11 protein-coding genes, 2 tRNA genes and 3 rRNA genes are annotated in these 19,270 nt (G+C 45.1%); 12 read left to right on the top strand and 4 right to left on the bottom strand.

Annotated elements, in window-relative coordinates:
• Positions 1 to 74 precede the first annotated feature (74 nt).
• The 6 genes from KDW99_RS19610 to KDW99_RS19585 all read left to right on the top strand — a co-directional run bounded on the left by KDW99_RS19610 (position 75) and on the right by KDW99_RS19585 (position 6,860).
• Positions 75 to 1,614: ribosomal RNA gene (locus KDW99_RS19610) — 16S ribosomal RNA — on the top strand.
• A 94-nt stretch (positions 1,615 to 1,708) separates the two neighbouring features.
• Positions 1,709 to 1,785: transfer RNA gene (locus tag KDW99_RS19605), tRNA-Ile, on the top strand.
• A 134-nt stretch (positions 1,786 to 1,919) separates the two neighbouring features.
• A tRNA-Ala gene (locus tag KDW99_RS19600) sits at positions 1,920 to 1,995 on the top strand.
• Positions 1,996 to 2,302: 307 nt separating this feature from the next.
• A 23S ribosomal RNA gene (locus KDW99_RS19595) occupies positions 2,303 to 5,201 on the top strand.
• A gap of 191 nt (positions 5,202 to 5,392) precedes the next feature.
• Positions 5,393 to 5,507, top strand: a 5S ribosomal RNA gene (gene rrf / locus KDW99_RS19590).
• Together the 16S, 23S and 5S rRNA genes with 2 tRNA genes alongside form the textbook arrangement of a ribosomal RNA operon.
• A gap of 498 nt (positions 5,508 to 6,005) precedes the next feature.
• On the top strand, positions 6,006 to 6,860 hold the full coding sequence (locus KDW99_RS19585; protein ID WP_255827149.1) for a CPBP family intramembrane glutamic endopeptidase: 855 nt from the start codon (positions 6,006 to 6,008) through the stop codon (positions 6,858 to 6,860).
• An 85-nt stretch (positions 6,861 to 6,945) separates the two neighbouring features.
• Here the strand turns inward: KDW99_RS19585 and KDW99_RS19580 are convergent, their stop codons facing one another.
• Positions 6,946 to 8,181, bottom strand: a complete 1,236-nt coding sequence (locus tag KDW99_RS19580; RefSeq protein ID WP_255827148.1) for a uracil-xanthine permease family protein — start codon at positions 8,179 to 8,181, stop codon at positions 6,946 to 6,948.
• 130 nt (positions 8,182 to 8,311) lie between these two features.
• Positions 8,312 to 10,486 (bottom strand): sensor domain-containing protein, encoded by a 2,175-nt coding sequence (locus KDW99_RS19575; protein ID WP_255827147.1) that lies wholly within the window; start codon positions 10,484 to 10,486, stop codon positions 8,312 to 8,314.
• 522 nt (positions 10,487 to 11,008) lie between these two features.
• On the opposite strand from KDW99_RS19575, the gene KDW99_RS19570 reads away from it, so the two are divergent.
• Entirely contained in the window at positions 11,009 to 12,643 is a 1,635-nt protein-coding gene (locus tag KDW99_RS19570; RefSeq protein WP_255827146.1) for a glucan biosynthesis protein, read from the top strand.
• A 92-nt stretch (positions 12,644 to 12,735) separates the two neighbouring features.
• Here KDW99_RS19570 and KDW99_RS19565 read toward each other — a convergent pair whose 3' ends face one another.
• Positions 12,736 to 14,079: a GH1 family beta-glucosidase gene (locus KDW99_RS19565; protein ID WP_255827145.1), complete on the bottom strand. Its 1,344-nt coding sequence runs from the start codon at positions 14,077 to 14,079 to the stop codon at positions 12,736 to 12,738.
• A 139-nt stretch (positions 14,080 to 14,218) separates the two neighbouring features.
• Complete coding sequence (locus tag KDW99_RS19560) at positions 14,219 to 14,653, bottom strand: GNAT family N-acetyltransferase (protein WP_255827144.1); 435 nt, start codon at positions 14,651 to 14,653, stop codon at positions 14,219 to 14,221.
• Positions 14,654 to 14,751: 98 nt separating this feature from the next.
• Between KDW99_RS19560 and KDW99_RS19555 the strand changes: the two genes are divergently transcribed.
• Genes KDW99_RS19555 through KDW99_RS19535 form a run of 5 tightly spaced genes read left to right on the top strand, consistent with a single transcriptional unit; the run spans position 14,752 to position 19,246 of the window.
• Positions 14,752 to 15,948 carry an alpha/beta hydrolase gene (locus KDW99_RS19555; protein WP_255827143.1) on the top strand — a complete coding sequence of 399 codons (1,197 nt, stop codon included), beginning with the start codon at positions 14,752 to 14,754 and terminating at the stop codon, positions 15,946 to 15,948.
• Between the two features lie 12 nt (positions 15,949 to 15,960).
• Positions 15,961 to 16,848: a phytanoyl-CoA dioxygenase family protein gene (locus tag KDW99_RS19550; RefSeq protein ID WP_255827142.1), complete on the top strand. Its 888-nt coding sequence runs from the start codon at positions 15,961 to 15,963 to the stop codon at positions 16,846 to 16,848.
• 25 nt (positions 16,849 to 16,873) lie between these two features.
• Positions 16,874 to 17,827 carry a biotin--[acetyl-CoA-carboxylase] ligase gene (locus KDW99_RS19545; protein ID WP_255827141.1) on the top strand — a complete coding sequence of 318 codons (954 nt, stop codon included), beginning with the start codon at positions 16,874 to 16,876 and terminating at the stop codon, positions 17,825 to 17,827.
• The gene (locus KDW99_RS19540; protein WP_255827140.1) at positions 17,811 to 18,545 is read left to right on the top strand and encodes a type III pantothenate kinase; all 735 of its coding nucleotides are present in this window, start codon (positions 17,811 to 17,813) and stop codon (positions 18,543 to 18,545) included. The genes KDW99_RS19545 and KDW99_RS19540 overlap by 17 nt, the downstream gene beginning before the upstream one ends.
• Positions 18,542 to 19,246, top strand: a complete 705-nt coding sequence (locus KDW99_RS19535) for an SPOR domain-containing protein (protein WP_255827139.1) — start codon at positions 18,542 to 18,544, stop codon at positions 19,244 to 19,246. Before KDW99_RS19540 ends, KDW99_RS19535 begins: the two co-directional genes overlap by 4 nt.
• Positions 19,247 to 19,270: the final 24 nt, after the last annotated feature.

Below are 19,270 nucleotides of genomic sequence, written 5' to 3'. Positions count from 1 at the left end.
GGCTTATTGTTCTTAGGGATGATGAGTCGATTAAGTTATTGTTAGTGTAATAGATTTTGAGTAAGCAAACTTTTTAACTGAAGAGTTTGATCATGGCTCAGATTGAACGCTGGCGGCAGGCTTAACACATGCAAGTCGAGCGGTAACAGGGGAGCTTGCTCCTGCTGACGAGCGGCGGACGGGTGAGTAACGCGTAGGAATCTGCCTAGTAGAGGGGGACAACATGTGGAAACGCATGCTAATACCGCATACGCCCTAAGGGGGAAAGGAGGGGACTCTTCGGAGCCTTCCGCTATTAGATGAGCCTGCGTAAGATTAGCTAGTTGGTAGGGTAAAGGCCTACCAAGGCGACGATCTTTAACTGGTCTGAGAGGATGGCCAGTCACACTGGGACTGAGACACGGCCCAGACTCCTACGGGAGGCAGCAGTGGGGAATATTGGACAATGGGCGGAAGCCTGATCCAGCCATGCCGCGTGTGTGAAGAAGGCCTTAGGGTTGTAAAGCACTTTCAGGGGTGAGGAAGGGTAACTGGCTAATATCCAGTTACTTTGACGTTAGCCCCAGAAGAAGCACCGGCTAACTCTGTGCCAGCAGCCGCGGTAATACAGAGGGTGCAAGCGTTAATCGGAATTACTGGGCGTAAAGCGCGCGTAGGTGGTTTGTTAAGTCGGATGTGAAATCCCAGGGCTCAACCTTGGAATGGCACCCGATACTGGCAGGCTAGAGTATGGTAGAGGGGTGTGGAATTTCCTGTGTAGCGGTGAAATGCGTAGATATAGGAAGGAACATCAGTGGCGAAGGCGACACCCTGGACTAATACTGACACTGAGGTGCGAAAGCGTGGGGAGCAAACAGGATTAGATACCCTGGTAGTCCACGCCGTAAACGATGTCTACTAGCCGTTGGGTTGTAATGACTTAGTGGCGCAGCTAACGCAATAAGTAGACCGCCTGGGGAGTACGGCCGCAAGGTTAAAACTCAAATGAATTGACGGGGGCCCGCACAAGCGGTGGAGCATGTGGTTTAATTCGACGCAACGCGAAGAACCTTACCTACTCTTGACATCCAGAGAATTCGCTAGAGATAGCTTAGTGCCTTCGGGAACTCTGAGACAGGTGCTGCATGGCTGTCGTCAGCTCGTGTTGTGAAATGTTGGGTTAAGTCCCGTAACGAGCGCAACCCTTATCCTTATTTGCCAGCACTTCGGGTGGGAACTTTAAGGAGACTGCCGGTGACAAACCGGAGGAAGGTGGGGACGACGTCAAGTCATCATGGCCCTTACGAGTAGGGCTACACACGTGCTACAATGGCGTATACAGAGGGCTGCGAACTAGCGATAGTAAGCGAATCCCAGAAAGTACGTCGTAGTCCGGATTGGAGTCTGCAACTCGACTCCATGAAGTCGGAATCGCTAGTAATCGTGAATCAGAATGTCACGGTGAATACGTTCCCGGGCCTTGTACACACCGCCCGTCACACCATGGGAGTTGATTGCTCCAGAAGTAGCTAGCTTAACCCTTCGGGGATGGCGGTTACCACGGAGTGGTCAATGACTGGGGTGAAGTCGTAACAAGGTAGCCCTAGGGGAACCTGGGGCTGGATCACCTCCTTAAACGATAGAAACCTCTGGTGAGCGTTCACACAAATTATCTGATGGTGTTTTAAACGACACAATATCTAGTTTATAAGAAGCACAGAAAGTATTTGGGTCTGTAGCTCAGTTGGTTAGAGCGCACCCCTGATAAGGGTGAGGTCGGCCGTTCAAATCGGCCCAGACCCACCAGTATATCAATAACCGCGTTATTTAAGCCCTCGTTTAGAAAGCTAAACGTCGATCTTAAAAGCCTTGTTCTTGACATTCTGGTATTTGATTGGAGATATCTTCTTTAGTCAACCAAATACGATCTAGTTAGTAATGGGGCTATAGCTCAGCTGGGAGAGCGCCTGCTTTGCACGCAGGAGGTCTGCGGTTCGATCCCGCATAGCTCCACCATTTACTGATGACAATCACTCTGTGTAAAAGATTAGAAGAGAGTTCTAAGCAAGACGCTAAACATCTTACACATTCGTGTGTTGGGTGATTTTTAGTCTCTGACTTAGTGCTTTGCACTAAACTTGCTCTTTAACAATTCGAATTTTGAAATAACGATGAATCAAGCGTTAAACCGGTGGAAGTTCACTTTAACCTGGTGACTTCTATTATCGTAAATCCAGAGAGGTACAAAAGCTCTTTGGTATGTGGTCTGATTTATGTTGCTACTTTTCATTTTGGAATCGTAAAAAACTATTTTGGGTTATATGGTCAAGTGACCAAGCGTGCACGGTGGATGCCTTGGCAGTCAGAGGCGATGAAGGACGTGGTAATCTGCGAAAAGGTTCGGGGAGTCGATAAACAGACTTTGATCCGAACATGTCCGAATGGGGGAACCCACTCTACTTGTAGAGTATCCCACAGTGAATACATAGCTGTGTGGAGGCGAACCCGGGGAACTGAAACATCTAAGTACCCGGAGGAAAAGAAATCAACCGAGATTCCCTAAGTAGCGGCGAGCGAAAGGGGATTAGCCCTTAAGTGGTTTTGGTGTTAGTAGAAGGCTCTGGAAAGTGCCGCGATAAAGGGTGATAGCCCCGTATACGAAAACACCTTAATCATGAAAACGAGTAGGACGGGACACGTGTTATCCTGTCTGAATATGGGGGGACCATCCTCCAAGGCTAAATACTCCTGACTGACCGATAGTGAACCAGTACCGTGAGGGAAAGGCGAAAAGAACCCCTGTGAGGGGAGTGAAATAGATCCTGAAACCGTGTACGTACAAGCAGTGGGAGCGGACTTGTTCCGTGACTGCGTACCTTTTGTATAATGGGTCAACGACTTATTTTCAGTAGCAAGGTTAAGCACATAGTGGAGCCGTAGGGAAACCGAGTCTTAATAGGGCGTTTAGTTGCTGGGAATAGACCCGAAACCGGGCGATCTATCCATGAGCAGGTTGAAGGTTGAGTAACATCAACTGGAGGACCGAACCCACATCCGTTGAAAAGGCTGGGGATGACTTGTGGATAGGAGTGAAAGGCTAATCAAGCTCGGAGATAGCTGGTTCTCCTCGAAAGCTATTTAGGTAGCGCCTCGTATCTCACCATTGGGGGTAGAGCACTGTTTGGGCTAGGGGGTCATCCCGACTTACCAACCCCATGCAAACTCCGAATACCAATGAGTGCAATTACGGGAGACACACGGCGGGTGCTAACGTCCGTCGTGGAAAGGGAAACAACCCAGACCGTCAGCTAAGGTCCCAAAGTTACAGTTAAGTGGGAAACGATGTGGGAAGGCTTAGACAGCTAGGAGGTTGGCTTAGAAGCAGCCATCCTTTAAAGAAAGCGTAATAGCTCACTAGTCGAGTCGGCCTGCGCGGAAGATATAACGGGGCTCAAACTGTACACCGAAGCTACGGATGCTTAATTTATTAGGCATGGTAGAGGAGCGTTCTGTAAGCCGTTGAAGGTCAAGCTGTAAGGCAGGCTGGAGGTATCAGAAGTGCGAATGTTGACATGAGTAACGATAAGGGGAGTGAAAAACTCCCCCGCCGGAAGACCAAGGTTTCCTGTCCCATGTTAATCAGGGCAGGGTGAGTCGGCCCCTAAGGCGAGGCAGAAATGCGTAGTCGATGGAAAACAGGTTAATATTCCTGTACCGATGTATATTGCGATGGAGAGACGGAGAAGGCTAGGCCAGCACAGCGATGGTTGTCTGTGTTTAAGGCGGTAGGCAAGTGACTTAGGCAAATCCGGGTCACTCTTTTAGAGAGAATGCCGAGAACTGATGACGAGCCCTCTTTTGGGCGAAGTGGTTGATGCCATGCTTCCAGGAAAAACTTCTAAGCTTCAGATATACATTGACCGTACCCCAAACCGACACAGGTGGTCAGGTAGAGAATACCAAGGCGCTTGAGAGAACTCGGGTGAAGGAACTAGGCAAAATGGTACCGTAACTTCGGGAGAAGGTACGCCGGCCGGTGTGAAGGACTTGCTCCGTAAGCACTAGTCGGTCGAAGATACCAGGTGGCTGCGACTGTTTATTAAAAACACAGCACTCTGCAAACACGAAAGTGGACGTATAGGGTGTGACGCCTGCCCGGTGCTTGAAGGTTAATTGATGGGGTTAGCGCAAGCGAAGCTCTTGATCGAAGCCCAAGTAAACGGCGGCCGTAACTATAACGGTCCTAAGGTAGCGAAATTCCTTGTCGGGTAAGTTCCGACCTGCACGAATGGCGTAACGATGGCCACACTGTCTCCACCCGAGACTCAGTGAAATTGAAATCGCAGTGAAGATGCTGTGTATCCGCGGCTAGACGGAAAGACCCCGTGAACCTTTACTATAGCTTCACAGTGAACTTTGAACCTACTTGTGTAGGATAGGTGGGAGGCTTTGAAGTGCAGACGCCAGTTTGCATGGAGCCACTCTTGAAATACCACCCTGGTATGTTTGAGGTTCTAACTCAGGTCCCTTATCGGGATCGAGGACACTGTGTGGTGGGTAGTTTGACTGGGGCGGTCTCCTCCCAAAGAGTAACGGAGGAGCACGAAGGTGTGCTCAGCATGGTCGGAAATCATGCATAGAGTGTAAAGGCAAAAGCACGCTTAACTGCGAGACAGACACGTCGAGCAGGTACGAAAGTAGGTCTTAGTGATCCGGTGGTTCTGTATGGAAGGGCCATCGCTCAACGGATAAAAGGTACTCCGGGGATAACAGGCTGATACCGCCCAAGAGTTCACATCGACGGCGGTGTTTGGCACCTCGATGTCGGCTCATCACATCCTGGGGCTGAAGCCGGTCCCAAGGGTATGGCTGTTCGCCATTTAAAGTGGTACGCGAGCTGGGTTTAGAACGTCGTGAGACAGTTCGGTCCCTATCTGCCGTGGACGTTTGAGATTTGAGAGGAGCTGCTCCTAGTACGAGAGGACCGGAGTGGACGAACCTCTGGTGTTCCGGTTGTCACGCCAGTGGCATTGCCGGGTAGCTATGTTCGGACGGGATAACCGCTGAAAGCATCTAAGCGGGAAGCCTCCCTTAAGATAAGATCTCACTGGGACATAAGTCCCCTAAAGAGCCGTTCGAGACTAGGACGTTGATAGGTTGGGTGTGTAAGTGCTGTGAGGCATTGAGCTAACCAATACTAATTGCTCGTGAGGCTTGACCATATAACACCAAAGTGGTTTTGGATGAAGAGAGTAAAAGCTCAAGATCATCAAAATGACAAAGACACATAATACGATCCGGTTTAACCTTGATACACGTTATTTCAAAAAAAGAATTGTTAAAGATCCAAGCACGTATTCGCGTGTTTTGGTGAGACTAAACGTCCAGCCAGAACAAAACGCAAAACGAATTGCTTGACGATCATAGAGGCGTTGAACCACCTGATCCCATCCCGAACTCAGAAGTGAAAAGCGCCATCGCCGATGGTAGTGTGGGAGATCCCATGTGAGAGTAGGTCGTCGTCAAGCTTTATATTAAGAAGGCCCTGATAGCTAACGCTGTCAGGGTTTTTTTCGTCTGGAGAAAACTTGAATACGAAGAGACTGAACCACCTGATCCCATCCCGCTTTTTACTCGCCACAGGCGTTCAGAAGTGACGCTTTATTCGCCGCGGGCGCTCGCCATCGCCGATGGTAGTATAAGCATTGTGGGAGATCCCATGTGAGAGTAGGTCGTCGTCAAGCTTTAAATTAAGAAGGCCCTGATAGCTAACGCTGTCAGGGCTTTTTTTCGTCTGGAGAAAACTCGAATACGAAGAGACTGAACCACGTCACCTATCATCTTCACTACTTCTGGATACATGTGACTGAGCGATGTGCCGTAGGAACTAGCTCAGGACGCCAAATGGCACTGGGAAGCACTATCTAGATGTACTTCTTGGGATGGTATGCAGCAATAGCTGTATCCCTAACTGATCCAACTGTATTATTTGTTTTTTTATTAATCTCTTATACAAAAGGGTTGTTGTGACTTTTTATCTGCTTGGATTATCCATCCTATTGGTTTTTATTCCATATAAGCCTTTAATTACAAAGATGCCTCTGTGGTGTTTAGCTTGCTTAGCGACAGTTATATCTGGATTTCTAGAAAAGGTTCTTGATATTCAGGGGGTTATTGCTGTTTTAGCGTATTCTGGACTTTTATTTAGTTCGCTAACATTGCAGCGCGTTTGGCTTCGTAAGGCGGTTGTGTGTCTGTTTGGTGCTTTTTCTCTAGCACTCGCTCTGCACTTATTACCAGGTTTTTATAACGATGCAGTGGTGATAAAGCAGACAGTGAGTGTCGGTGCAATTCCTTTTAGTCTCTATGCAAATTTTGATAAGGGGTTGGCAGGTTTATTTTTGTTGGGGTACTTTTTTGGCGGACAAGTAAAAGTTGATTATTACCATAATCTTCAGATGCCTAAAGAGTCGCTAGTTATAGCTATTGCGACGTTCTTTTTAGCTTTGGGGTTGGCGGTTCTGCTAGGGTTAATTCAAGTTGAATTGAAGCTACCTAGTTTCTGGTTGAGTTTCCTCGCTATTAATCTGCTGTTTACTTGTGTGGCTGAAGAAGCATTTTTTCGAGGCTTTCTACAAAAAGGGTTGTCGGCTTGGTTGGAGGGAAAGTTGCCTCTATTAATAGCGCCATTTTTTTCTGCTGCAATTTTTGGTTTGGCTCATATTGCCGGTGGGGTTGAGTATGTCTTTGTTGCTGGTGTCGCAGGGTTAGGATATGGCTATATTTTTCATCGAACTAAGAGAATAGAGTGGTCTATTCTCTGTCATTTTACGCTGAACGTTTTACACTTATTTTTATTTACCTATCCGATGCTTGCTTAGCATATTATTTCTAGAAGCATTTTTATTGTAAAAGAAAGCGGCCCACTTTGGGCCGCTTTCTTTTAACGGTTTATATATGAAAAAATTAGTCTTCCATTTGCGCGTTATCAACAATGTGATTGTCACCGATGTCTTTCGGTAAAATCAGATTCAATGTGATCGCAACGATGCCGCATAGACTGATGCCTTGAAGGCTAAATTCACCAATACCAAATGCCATACCGCCAATCCCAAATACCAGTGTGACGCCAACGATAATTAGATTGCGAGACTTATGAAGATCGACTTGGTTTTTGATTAGAGTATTCAAGCCTACCGCAGCAATGGAGCCAAATAATAGGATCATAATGCCGCCCATGACTGGAAGTGGAATGGTTTGTAGGACAGCCCCTAACTTTCCAACCCAAGCGAGGATAATGGCCGCAATGGCTGCCCATGTCATGATGACAGGGTTAAATGCTTTGGTGAGCATTACAGCACCTGTTACTTCACTGTAGGTTGTGTTTGGTGGTGCGCCCACCATAGCTGCGGCCATTGTTGCGACCCCATCGCCCGTGATTGTACGGTGTAATCCAGGTTTCTTAAGGTAATCTTTGCCAGTCACGTTTGAGATAGAAAGGATATCGCCTACGTGTTCGACTGCTGGGGCAATGGCAACCGGTAGCATGAACAAGATCGCATTGATGTTGAATTCAGGAGCGCTAAAGTTTGGCATAGCGAACCATGCTGCATTGTAGATAGGGTCAAAATTGACTATGCCGAAAAATAAACTTAGGGCATAACCAACGATAATACCGCCAAAAACGGGTAATAATTTAAATAGGCCTTTAGCGAATACGCTAATTAGAATCGTAGTAAGTAAAGAGGCGAGAGCAATCCATATAGAAATATTGGGATCGATGACTTGTGAGTCTCCAGCTTTGCCTAGCGCCATATTGACGGCAACAGGCGCTAGTCCTAAACCGATCACCATGATAATTGGGCCAATAACAACCGGTGGTAATAGGGTATGAATAAAGCCTGCGCCTTTGAGACGAATAATCCCACCGAGAATAACATAGACAAAACCAGCTGCTATCAATCCACCCATGGTCGCAGGGATCCCCCACGTTTGAACGCCGTACATAATGGGGGCAATGAACGCAAAAGAGGAAGCAAGAAAGATTGGAACCGTTCTGCGTGTGGTTAATTGAAATAAGAGTGTTCCGACACCTGCACCGAAAAGCGCAACGTTGGGATCTAATCCCGTTAATAACGGAACGAGCACTAAAGCCCCAAATGCAACAAACAGCATTTGAATGCCTAAGACGGCATTTTTCATAGTTAGAATCCTTGAATGGTTTAAGTGCGGGGATTTTATAGGCAAGTTGGAGTGAGTGCCAGAAGGGGGGGTGTATTGTTGTGATTATTCCGTTAATTTTTAGTGGCTAGTCTTCAACAGAAATAAGTATCTACTTTTTCTGTAAAAAGCCGACTTTAAATTCTTCTGCTGGAATAGGCCGGCTAATGTAATAACCTTGAGCATCATCACAACCAATATTTTTCAGCATATCAAGTTGCGCTTTTGTTTCCACGCCTTCCGCAATCGAGCCCATACCAAGTTGTTGCGCGAGTAGAATGATAGTGCCAACGATGACTTGATCATTGGTATTGGCAGTCATGCTACGTATGAAAGACTGGTCTATTTTGAGTTTATAAACGGGGAAGCGTTGTAGGTAGCTTAAAGAAGAATAGCCTGTGCCAAAATCATCAATCGATGTGTGTATACCGATCTTTTGAAAGGACTCTAATATGGTGATCGTATGCTCTGGATTTTTTGTCGCAATGTGCTCGGTAAGTTCAAGTTCTAAGTATTGTGACGGTACTGAGTATTCGCTGAGTATTTCTGCCACCACAGAGGGAAGGTCATTTGCTTGAAACTGAGCATAAGATAGGTTTACTGCTATTCTTACTGGTGTAACCCCTTCTTCTATCCATTGCTGTAATTGGCGTGCCGCTTCTCTTAAAACCCACTCTCCGATTGGTAAAATTTGTCCGTTTTCTTCTGCAAGAGGGATAAACTCTCCTGGACTAACATGCCCCAACTCTTTGCTATGCCATCGAATAAGTGCTTCTGCGCCTATGACTTCTCCGGTTTCGAGCGAAACTTGTGGCTGGTAGTGTAGGGAGAATTCTTGTCGTTCTAAGGCATCATGCAGCGCATTGCCTAATGTCAGCGCTCGTGTAGAGGTGACTTGCATTTCTTCCGTAAAAAAGGCGTATCGATTTCTACCTGTATGCTTGGCGTGATACATGGCTGTATCTGCTCTCTGATACAAGGTATCGAAATCTTCTCCATTTTGTGGGTATAGACTTACGCCGATAGACGGTGAGATAAAAAATTGATTTTGATCGATAGTATAGCGTGCGGATAGAGTGTCTTTGATAGCACAGATTTTTTCGATTAGGTATTCGTCATTTTCTGCAGGCAGTAGAATAATAAATTCATCACCACCTTGCCGTGCCGCGTAACCAATACTATTAACTAGAGCTCGCATTCTGTCTGCGATAGTCAGTAGTAGCTGATCTCCTACACAATGACCCAGTGTATCGTTAACATTTTTGAAGTGGTCTAAATCAATAAATAGTAACGCTATTTTTACATTAGGTTTGATGATTCTATGGAATGTTTTATTGAGCGCGACTCGGTTAGGAAGTTTGGTTAATGAGTCATGATGCGCTAGCCATTCAATTTGTTCATGTGCGCTTTTGATTTCATCAATGTCGATTCGCACTCCGAGCATGCGAGCAGGCTTATCTTCTTGATCAAATTCAGTCACGATACAACGTACACCAATCCATCGATAGTTGCCGTCTGCATGTCTGATACGAGCTTGATATTTGTAGTAATTTGGTCCTTTTGTGCTGGTTAAAATACTGTTTATAGTGTCTAAAACATGTTGACGATCTTCTGGGTGTATTTTTTCCAGTTCAGCCTTTCTATCTGCCATACCTTCAACAGGAGTATAGCCAAGCATAGTGAAATAGGATGGCGTAGCGAACCAGATATCTTGGCTAACGTTCCATTCCCATATTCCGACTTTAGTTAGCTTTAACGCTTCATTGACCAGAATTTCAGCATCGACCAGTTCATTCTCCCTTTCTTTAAAGGGCGTTATTTTTTGCGCATGGCCAACGAACGAAAAGCGTTGTGTGCTTATGTCGTGTGCCTGCGTGATGCTCACTTGAAAATAATCGATGTGTCCACTGGGAGAATCAATGTATTTTTCGGTTTTTCCTGTTTCTTGAGTTGAGGTGATGGTGAGGAAAACGCTTTGGTTAAACTGAGGATGTGTGGGCAGAAGTTCCTCATCTTTATAGCCGAGTATTTCTTGTTTTGAGAGACTAGAAAATTGCTCAAATGCCGCATTGCAATAAATATAGGTATGGTCTTGGTCTTTGATCCAAATAGGATCGGAAAGCATGTCTAGCGATGATGTTAGCAGCTTTTTATGGCGTTCGGTATGCTCTAGCTTTTTAATAAGAACACGGTTTTTAGATTGTGTTTTGATGTAGGTGTATATCAATGTGAGTAAAAAACATAGAGCTAGGAAATAGCCTAATATTGTTACCCATGGATGTATCATTGTTTTCCACCTTAATTTCTTACTACTCTTACATAAAGAAGCTGAGTGAGTGCTGTATAAACCACATCGCTACGTCTTTTCTCTGGATATTTTAACCCCAATTTGCTTTGTCGGATGTATAGCATGTGATGATACTCTGTATTGTTATGTAATTAACTTGGTCAGCTCTACGCATCTAAGATGGTCTTTTTTACTACAAAAATATAATTAAGCGTTTTAATGTGAATAACTTGGGCGCTTATCCACATTTATTACGCTGTGAGCTATATAATTTCATGACGTGAAAACTGTCGATGAAAATAGATTTTAGGTCGAGAGTAAGGTGATATCCTAAATTATCCATATAAATGTATTAAATATTTACTCTATCTGAACACTAGGCACCGCTGTAATTCGCTAGTATAGGTACCAACTTTTTAGCTGATAGGGTCATGTTCTATGCTTCCTCATTGTTTTTCAGAGTCCATGAAGGATTCCAACTTGGTCGGGTCGCAGGTGTTGCGAAAATCCCGGAAAAAAAATGTGTCTAGTACCTTGCAACGTTTAGCAAGTCGGTCTTTATTGACCGTTGGCGTGTTGTTTAGCCTTACTGCTTGTGCTGCACAATCCCAGCCTGAGTCTTCACCATCCTCACAAGCTTCTATTGCTCAACCTAAAAAAGGTGAAGAGTTTAATTACGCTTGGTTGAAAGGCTATGCTCGTCAATTGTCGACTAAGTCCTATGAAAGTCATCAAGGCGAAATGCCCGATAGTTTAAAAGGGTTAGACTGGGATGATTATCAAGAAATTCAATTCAATAAAGACGCTGCGTTATGGCACGATAAAAAGTCTGAGTTCCGTACCGGGCTTTTCCACCTAGGCCTAGGTTTTGATACGCCCATTCATATGAATGAGCTTGAAAATGGTAAGTCGACACCGATTCCTTATATGCCTTCTGAGTTTACTTATGGTAAATCTGGAGTAGATGGCGAGAAATTACCAAAAGACCTCGGCTTTGCTGGTTTTAGAATGCAGTTTGCTACTGACTGGCAGCGCGATGTTGTCGCCTTTTTAGGTGCGAGTTACTTCCGTGCAGTTGGCAGTGAAATGCAATATGGCCTTTCCGCTCGTGGTTTGGCAATTGATACCGCTATGCCTCATCCTGAAGAGTTTCCGACCTTCACCGACTTTTGGCTAGAGAAACCAAAACCTGGTTCTGATGTGGTTACAGTTTACGCGTTAATGGACTCTCCAAGTGTGACGGGGGCCTATCGCTTTGATATGACTCCAGGCGAACCGTTCAAAATGCGAGTGGATTCGGCTATTTATCCCCGTAAATCGGTTGAACGTTTAGGTGTTGCGCCCATGACGAGTATGTTTATGATCGGTGAAAATGATCGTAGAACAAATTACGATTGGCGTGCCGAGATCCACGATTCTGATGGTCTTGCAATGCAAACAGGTAATGGTGAATGGATCTGGCGTCCTTTAAGTAACCCAGCAAACTTACAATTTAATGCTTACAGTGATGACAACCCGAAAGGCTTTGGTTTGCTGCAGCGTGACCGTAACTTTGATCATTATCAGGATGACGGTGTTTTCTATGAAAAACGCCCAAGTTTATGGATTGAGCCGATTGGTAACTGGGGTAAAGGTTCTGTGCAATTGGTAGAGATTCCAACCCTAGATGAAACTTTCGATAATATCGTGGCTTTCTGGAACCCTGCCGCTCCAGTTGAGGCGGGTCAAGAGTTGCTTTATAGCTACAACATGTACTGGGGAAGTAAGCCTCCTGTGCAATCTAACCGTGCTCGTGTCGTGGACACCTTCACAGGTATTGGCGGAGTAATTGGTAAGAAGCGTCAGTATTACAGCAAACGTTTTGTTGTTGATTTCGCGGGTGGCTCTTTGTCTATGTTAGGCAATGACACCAAAGTGAAAGCGGTGATTACGTCTTCTGAAGGTAGAGTTGAAATCGAATCCGCTCGCCCATTGCACTCTATTGATGGTTACCGTGCGATGTTTGATCTGGTACCGCCGAAAGGTGAGCCTAAACCAATTAACTTAAATGTTCATTTGGAAGCCAACGGGCAGCCGCTGACTGAGACGTGGCAGTATCAGTGGACACCGCCAGCAGAAAAAGACAGAGAGCTTCACAATGCAGGTCATTTGAAGTAACTCTCTAAAGGGACTTGTTGTTCTTACCAATAAAAATGCCCGATGTTATGCATCGGGCATTTTTAGTTGTTTATTAATTGACTCTAAAAATTTTAGCTTTTGCGATTATTTAGAAAGTCTCGGTAGGCATATCCGCTGCGTTTAATGGTTCTTTCTTGAGTATTATAATCAACGTAAGTTAGACCAAAGCGCTTACTGTAACCCTCGGCCCATTCAAAATTATCCATTAAACTCCAGGCAAAATACCCACGAATATCCACACCCGTTTCAATCGCTTGATGTACGGCATTTAGATGGTCATTTAAATAACGCACGCGTTGATCGTCATTGATGTCCCCATCAATAATATTATCGGCGCAGGCGATACCGTTTTCGGTAATGTACATTGGCGGTAGGGCATATTGTTTATGAAGGTTTACCAACAGCTCGGTAAAGGCGTGTGGAGCAATTTCCCAGCCAATATCAGTATATTCAACGGTTTTGCTGTTTTTCACATCTTTAAACATGTTTTCTGAGTCGAAGGCATTATGATTACAGGTGTAGAAGTTCATGCCCAAGAAGTCCATTGGTTGAGAAATTATCGCCATATCGCCTGGTAACACGTTAGGCAAATATTGCGGCGCAACGGTTTTGAGGATCTGTGGGTACTGGCCTTTCATGAGAGGTTCTATAAAGAACTGATTGTCGAGGGTTTCGCGCATCAAGCAAGCAAACTGGTCTTCGGCTTTTTCGCTGGCAGCATAAGATCGATTCATGTTGAGTACGATGCCCACCTGTGACTTAGGTGCATTTTTACGAATCACTGGGAGAGCTAAGCCATGAGCAAGTAAGATATGGTGTGCGGCTTGTCTGCCGTATTCTGGCTTGCTTAGACCTGGCGCATGTATGCCAAATTCATAACCTAATATTGCCGCACAGAAAGGTTCGTTGAAGGTCGCCCAGCTATCGACCCATTCAGATAACTCTGATGTGACTAAGTCGGCATATCGTTTGAATTGGTACGCTGTTTCTCTGTTTAGCCAGCCGCCTTTGTCTTCGAGGTATTGAGGTAGGTCCCAATGATAAAGAGTAACAAATACGTTAAGACCTTCCGCTTTAAGTTTTGTCAGTAGGGCGCGGTAAAAATCTAGTCCAGCTTGGTTGGCTTCACCGTTTTGGTCCATGACGCGAGGCCATGCAATAGACAGTCTATAGGCATCTACACCGAGATCTTTAATCAATTGGATGTCTTGTTCCCATAGATGGTAATGGTCGCATGCTATTTCACCGTTATCTGCGCCTTTTACTTTTCCGGGTGTTGCACAGAAAGTGTCCCAAATAGAAGTTAGACGATTGTCGGCTGTTGTCGCGCCCTCAATCTGAAAGGAGGCAGTCGCCACGCCAAAGATAAAATCAGAGCTAAGCATTTTTGAGTTTGATGGTAAGGTGATTGACATGTTGTCCCCAGTCTTTCTATTTGTTGTCTTCGCGAAGGAATGTATCGTACTCAAAGGTACTGGAGGACACTGAAAAGCGTCAACAATGGGAGTGTGGTTTTAGTAACTTAAGAAGATTTAAGTGTATTTTAAGGTCTTTTTAGCAGCGGTTATAGCGCATTGGCGTAAGATCTCTACCTTGTGTCGTGTAGGCAGTGAAGCGGCTTTCTAGTTCTACTGGTAACATTTCTGCCAAGATGGCCGTAAAATGGTTAGCGTTATAGAACGGCACTAGATGTGTAAACGCAAAGCAATAAGTGGGTGTTTCTCCCAATACGTGGTGAATACTATTGATTAGATGACTGCCAAGACCACGGTTACGGTGGTTGGGCTCTGTTACCATGCCAGTGAGCAGTTGAGAGTTGCTTATTTGTTTGAGTCTTAAGGCGCAAAGAATTTTGCCTTTCTCTCTTATTACCCAGATTGGGTCTGCTTTGTTCGGTTTACCGCTTGGATAGTGTTCTTGATAAAATTTCTTTACCAAAGGAAACCAAAGCGAAGGAACTTGTTCTGGGATAGGGTAGGATGTGTTCATAGTCAAATGTGTAGCTTAAATTTAAGTGTTTGATAATAACATAATCAATTATTTTACAGTGCTAGCGAAATTTAATGAAAGATAGCGGAGGGATTATTGTGCGGCAAAAATTAGTGTTGTGGTGCTTCTGTGTTTTGGCATTGCCCGTATCAGTCACAGGGTATGCGACAGAAGAGCAAGCGCAATTTGTTTATGAGCCAGAGGAAGCCTTCACCCATTATGTCGCTCGTGCAGAGCAATATGTAAATGAGCGCAAGACATGGATTAAGGTAGATGATAAGCCGAGAGAGCTTGCTGCGGTTTTGCCTTTTGAGTTGCTGCCAGATGCAGAAAACTGTGCTGGACGGGCGCGCATTGGTGTGTTGTTGTCGCACGGTTTATCTGACTCTCCTTTCTCGATGAGAGATCCCGCGCAGGCTCTACAGGCGGCTTGTTATCAAGTACGCGTCGTTTTATTGCCCGGTCATGGTACAAAGTCAGAGGATCTTCTTCATGTCTCTCGTGATGATTGGCGTATGACGTTTCGAAATGCTGCTGATGAATTCAGCAAAGAAATTGATGTTATGTATGTTGGCGGTTTTTCTACAGGCGGTGCATTAGCGGCGGAATATGCTTGGCAGCACTCCGAGAGTGTTGCTGGTGCTATTTTGTTTTCCCCTGTATTTAAGGTTAACAGCAGCATAGATTGGTTATCGCCTTGGTTGGCGATGGTGAAAGACTGGTTGGATAATTATCCAAGTGATGACTTTGCTAAATACGCGTCAATCCCTTTGCCTGCTATTGCGCAGGTGTATAAATTGTCTAAAGAAGTGCGTAATCTGATCCTTGATAACCCGAAACAGCTACCCGTGTTTATTGCCTTATCAGAAGACGACCAAACGGTAGATTCGTCTGTATCCGAAAAGGTATTTAATGAGGGTATGATTGGCGCTAAGAGTCAGATGGTGCTTTATAGTAAAGATCAAATGAGCGCCAACACGGATCGTATAAAGGTTCATAATACAAATTGGCCCGAGGCTAAAATATTAGGCTTGTCGCATATGGCGGTTCATGGGAATCCTGAAAATACCTATTATGGAGCGGCGGGTGAGTACCGTATTTGTGGCTGGTATTTGTCTGACGAAGCCTTGTATCAAGCATGTCGAGAAGACAAAGATAATTGGTTTGGTGAGGGTTCTGATGCACTGACAAAAAGTAGCCCCCATGCGGCTAGGGTGTCGTGGAACCCGAATTTCAACGAACTGATGCAAGAAGTTGCTTTTTTCATCAAGGCAAACGCTAACAGTAATAGATAGAGAGGATAGCTCATGGCTGAGAATATAAACCTTGCTCTTTCAGCGGTTGACATAACCCAATCGCAAATTGATCAATATCATAATGATGGCTATTTGGTTTTAGAGTCTGTTGTTCCTGATGGTGTGTGTGATGCCTTAAAAACGCGCATGTCAGAACTGATGGCTGCCTTTGATCCTGATTCAGTACGATCAATTTTTACAACTAAAGAGCAATCTCGCCATACCGACAGTTACTTCATGGAGTCCGCGAATAAAGTGTCTTTCTTTTTTGAGGAGGAAGCGTTTGATGATGCGGGTGATCTCAAGCAACCACTTGAGTTATCGATTAACAAAGTAGGGCACAGTCTTCACTTCCAAGACCCAATATTTAAGGCTTTTTCATTGTCTTCAGTTTGGGGATCATTGTTGCATAAACTAGGTATGGTTGAGCCGCGCGCTGCACAATCTATGTATATTTTTAAGCAGCCTAGTATTGGAGGGGAAGTAGATTGTCACCAAGACAGTACTTTTCTTTACACCACGCCAATGAGTGTCATTGGTTTGTGGTTTGCGGTAGAAGACGCGACTCTTGACAATGGGTGCCTTTGGGGAGTGCCAAAAGGCCATCAACATGGACTGCTAAAACGCTTTGAACGCCACAGTGCCGACTCTATAGAAACCAAGATGGTGACATTAAAAGAGCACGAGTGGTGCAAAGATGAGCTGGTGGCCATGCCTGTACCTAAGGGCTCTTTAGTGGTTTTGAATGGCGAGTTTCCGCATCTTAGTTATGCTAATCGATCTGGGAAGTCTCGCCATGCCTATGCGATCCATGCCGTTGATAATGAGTGTGAGTATCCTGAATTAAATTGGTTGCAAGCGGCGAAAGGTTCTTCTTTTGTGCCGTTTCAAGCGAAGTAAAAAAAACTGAAATTGGAGCGTGTTGATGCAAGCTGTTTTGGCCCTGCTTAGTGATAATGAATTTCACTCTGGTGAAGAGTTGGGGGCAGCATTGGGAGTGACTCGTGCCGCAATTTGGAAAAAGCTTAAAAAACTAGAATCTATTGGTTTGACGGTTCATTCGGTAAAGGGGCGTGGTTATCGATTGCCAACGCCAATCGAATTGTTGTCAGAAGATATGCTGCGAGAAAGTGGCGTGCCAAATGAGGTGGCTATCAAATTAGCGTTTGAGACGGAGTCAACCAACGGTGATGTTAAGCAGTATATCTCGCAAGGTAAGTCATTGCCTATTTTGATCTCGGTAGAGCGTCAGACTCAAGGTAAAGGGCGTCGTGGGCGTCAATGGGAGTCTGGTGTTGCAAAAAACATCACATTTTCATTTGCGTGGCGTTTCGATAATGGACCAAATGTTGTAGAAGGGTTGAGTCTTGCTGTTGGTGTTGCTGTGGCGCGGGTATTGAAAAAAGCTGGTATTCCGAATCCTGGCTTGAAGTGGCCCAATGATGTCCAAGTGGATGGTCAAAAAATTTGTGGGATTTTGTTAGAGATGGTTGCTGATCAGGATGTTTGTCACGTTATCATTGGTGTCGGACTTAATGTCGAAATGGATGACGCTTTCATGACTCTCGTTGATCAGCCTTGGACTGATCTCGTTTCTCGGTTGAAGTCTCGACCGAGTCGAAATGTTATTTTGGCTGAGCTAACCAAAGAGTTGATCGATATATGTCAACTGTTTGAAGATGGCAATGGAATGAAGCATTTCCAATATCAGTGGCAGGCGTACGATGTCTTATTTAATCAGCCTGTTACTGTCAGTACGGTTTCTCAGCAACGTCAGGGTATTGCAAGAGGGATCGATCAGAAAGGTGCTTTGCTTCTAGAAGAAAATGGTGAGCTGGTGGCTCTTCATGGAGGAGAGATTAGTGTCCGTCGTGGGTAGGGTTTTGATTGTTGATGCCGGTAACACGAGTATCAAGTTTACCGCGTTTGAGGGTGAGCAAGTATTGTGGGTTGAGCGAGGGGACAGTTGTCCTACAGAATATGGTTTTGTTCCTGATGTCATCTACTTTGCCAGTGTAAGGTCTAAAGAGCAGAGTGCATTATTGCATGCTGACATTCAGGCCGAGTTTCCACAAAGCGAATGGCTGACATTGACGAGTCAGGCTATTGCGTGCGGGGTACGTAATGCCTATGTTGAACCTGAGCGATTGGGGATCGACCGCTGGCTTGGTGTGATTGCTGCTCATCACCTAATGAAAAGTGATGTCGTTGTGGTGGATGCAGGGACTGCAATTAAAGTAGATGTGGTCAATAAAAAAGGGGTTCATCTAGGTGGCTATATTGCTCCTGGATTGGCGATGATGGAAGGCGCACTGCTTTCTCAAACGGCTAGGATTCGCTATGAGGCTGATGAGGTTGTCGCAGGTCTTGGGTTGCCTGACTCTACAGCAAGAGCGGTGACCGAAGGTTGTCGTGAAATGGCGTTGGGCTTTTTGGAGCGTATCCATCATTGTTACCCAGAGTATAAGTGGGTTGTGACAGGGGGAGATTCTCAAGCACTGTTAGACTTTTTAGGGATTTCATTAGAGTGTCAGACCAACCTTGTGGCGTTGGGTGCAAAGCTAGTTGGTGATGAAAGGTTAAGAGGCAATAAATGAAGTGGCTATTTCTTTTTGTAGTGTTGCTTAATGCTGCCTTTTTGAGTTGGCATAGCTTTGTTCAGGATAAGCAGGAGAAGAATCAAGAATCTATCTATGGTCCACCTGTTAGCGAAAAAATTCATCTATTGTCTGAAGCGCCTGCGGTGACAGAGCAAGACTATAATGCCCGAACGGAAGCGAACGAAAGTCTTGAAGAGGCGCTTGGTAAGGTTATTGATGAGGCTTCTGGTGATTCGCCTGAATTATTCTGCCCGCGTCTAGAAACAGAGCGAGATGAGGATAAAAAACAAGTTACCCAAGTATTGAAGAGTTTCGGTTGGTCTTATAAGGATAGAGAGGTTTCAGGTAAACGGCCTAAATTTTGGCTCTATATTGCGGCACCTGAAACGCCCGCCATTGCAGAGCGGATAGTTAAAGAATTGGCCTCTAAATCCATTGATAGCTTTGTTATTAACCGTGCTGAAATGAAGAATCGTATCTCGCTAGGCTTGTACTCTTCAAAAGAACGAGCGGATCAAGCAAAAACGCGTATTGAAAACGTATCTGGCTATGCTGTTGATGTTTATGAACATATGCGAAATGTTCCGCTTCAACAGATAGATATAGCGCAACCGGTTGATGAAAAAGACTGGGAACAGTTTATGTCGCGCTTCGATCTAACCAAGATGATGATAAAAGTAGAAAAAAATCCTTGCTAGCGCTTGCAATTGGCAAGACGATTC

Origin of the sequence: Marinomonas rhizomae, assembly GCF_024397855.1 — a bacterium.
GTDB lineage: Bacteria > Pseudomonadota > Gammaproteobacteria > Pseudomonadales > Marinomonadaceae > Marinomonas > Marinomonas rhizomae_A.
Note: the sequence above shows the minus strand (reverse complement) of the source record. Positions and strands in the feature narration are given on the sequence as shown.

Excerpts from the sequence above, each read along its gene's own strand:
- KDW99_RS19535 (WP_255827139.1), top strand. The coding sequence starts at position 18,542 with ATGAAGTGGCTATTTCTTTTTGTAGTGTTGCTTAATGCTGCCTTTTTG.
- KDW99_RS19565 (WP_255827145.1), bottom strand. The coding sequence starts at position 14,079 with ATGTCAATCACCTTACCATCAAACTCAAAAATGCTTAGCTCTGATTTT.
- KDW99_RS19580 (WP_255827148.1), bottom strand. The coding sequence starts at position 8,181 with ATGAAAAATGCCGTCTTAGGCATTCAAATGCTGTTTGTTGCATTTGGG.
- KDW99_RS19575 (WP_255827147.1), bottom strand. The coding sequence starts at position 10,486 with ATGATACATCCATGGGTAACAATATTAGGCTATTTCCTAGCTCTATGT.
- KDW99_RS19550 (WP_255827142.1), top strand. The coding sequence starts at position 15,961 with ATGGCTGAGAATATAAACCTTGCTCTTTCAGCGGTTGACATAACCCAA.
- KDW99_RS19560 (WP_255827144.1), bottom strand. The coding sequence starts at position 14,653 with ATGAACACATCCTACCCTATCCCAGAACAAGTTCCTTCGCTTTGGTTT.
- KDW99_RS19545 (WP_255827141.1), top strand. The coding sequence starts at position 16,874 with ATGCAAGCTGTTTTGGCCCTGCTTAGTGATAATGAATTTCACTCTGGT.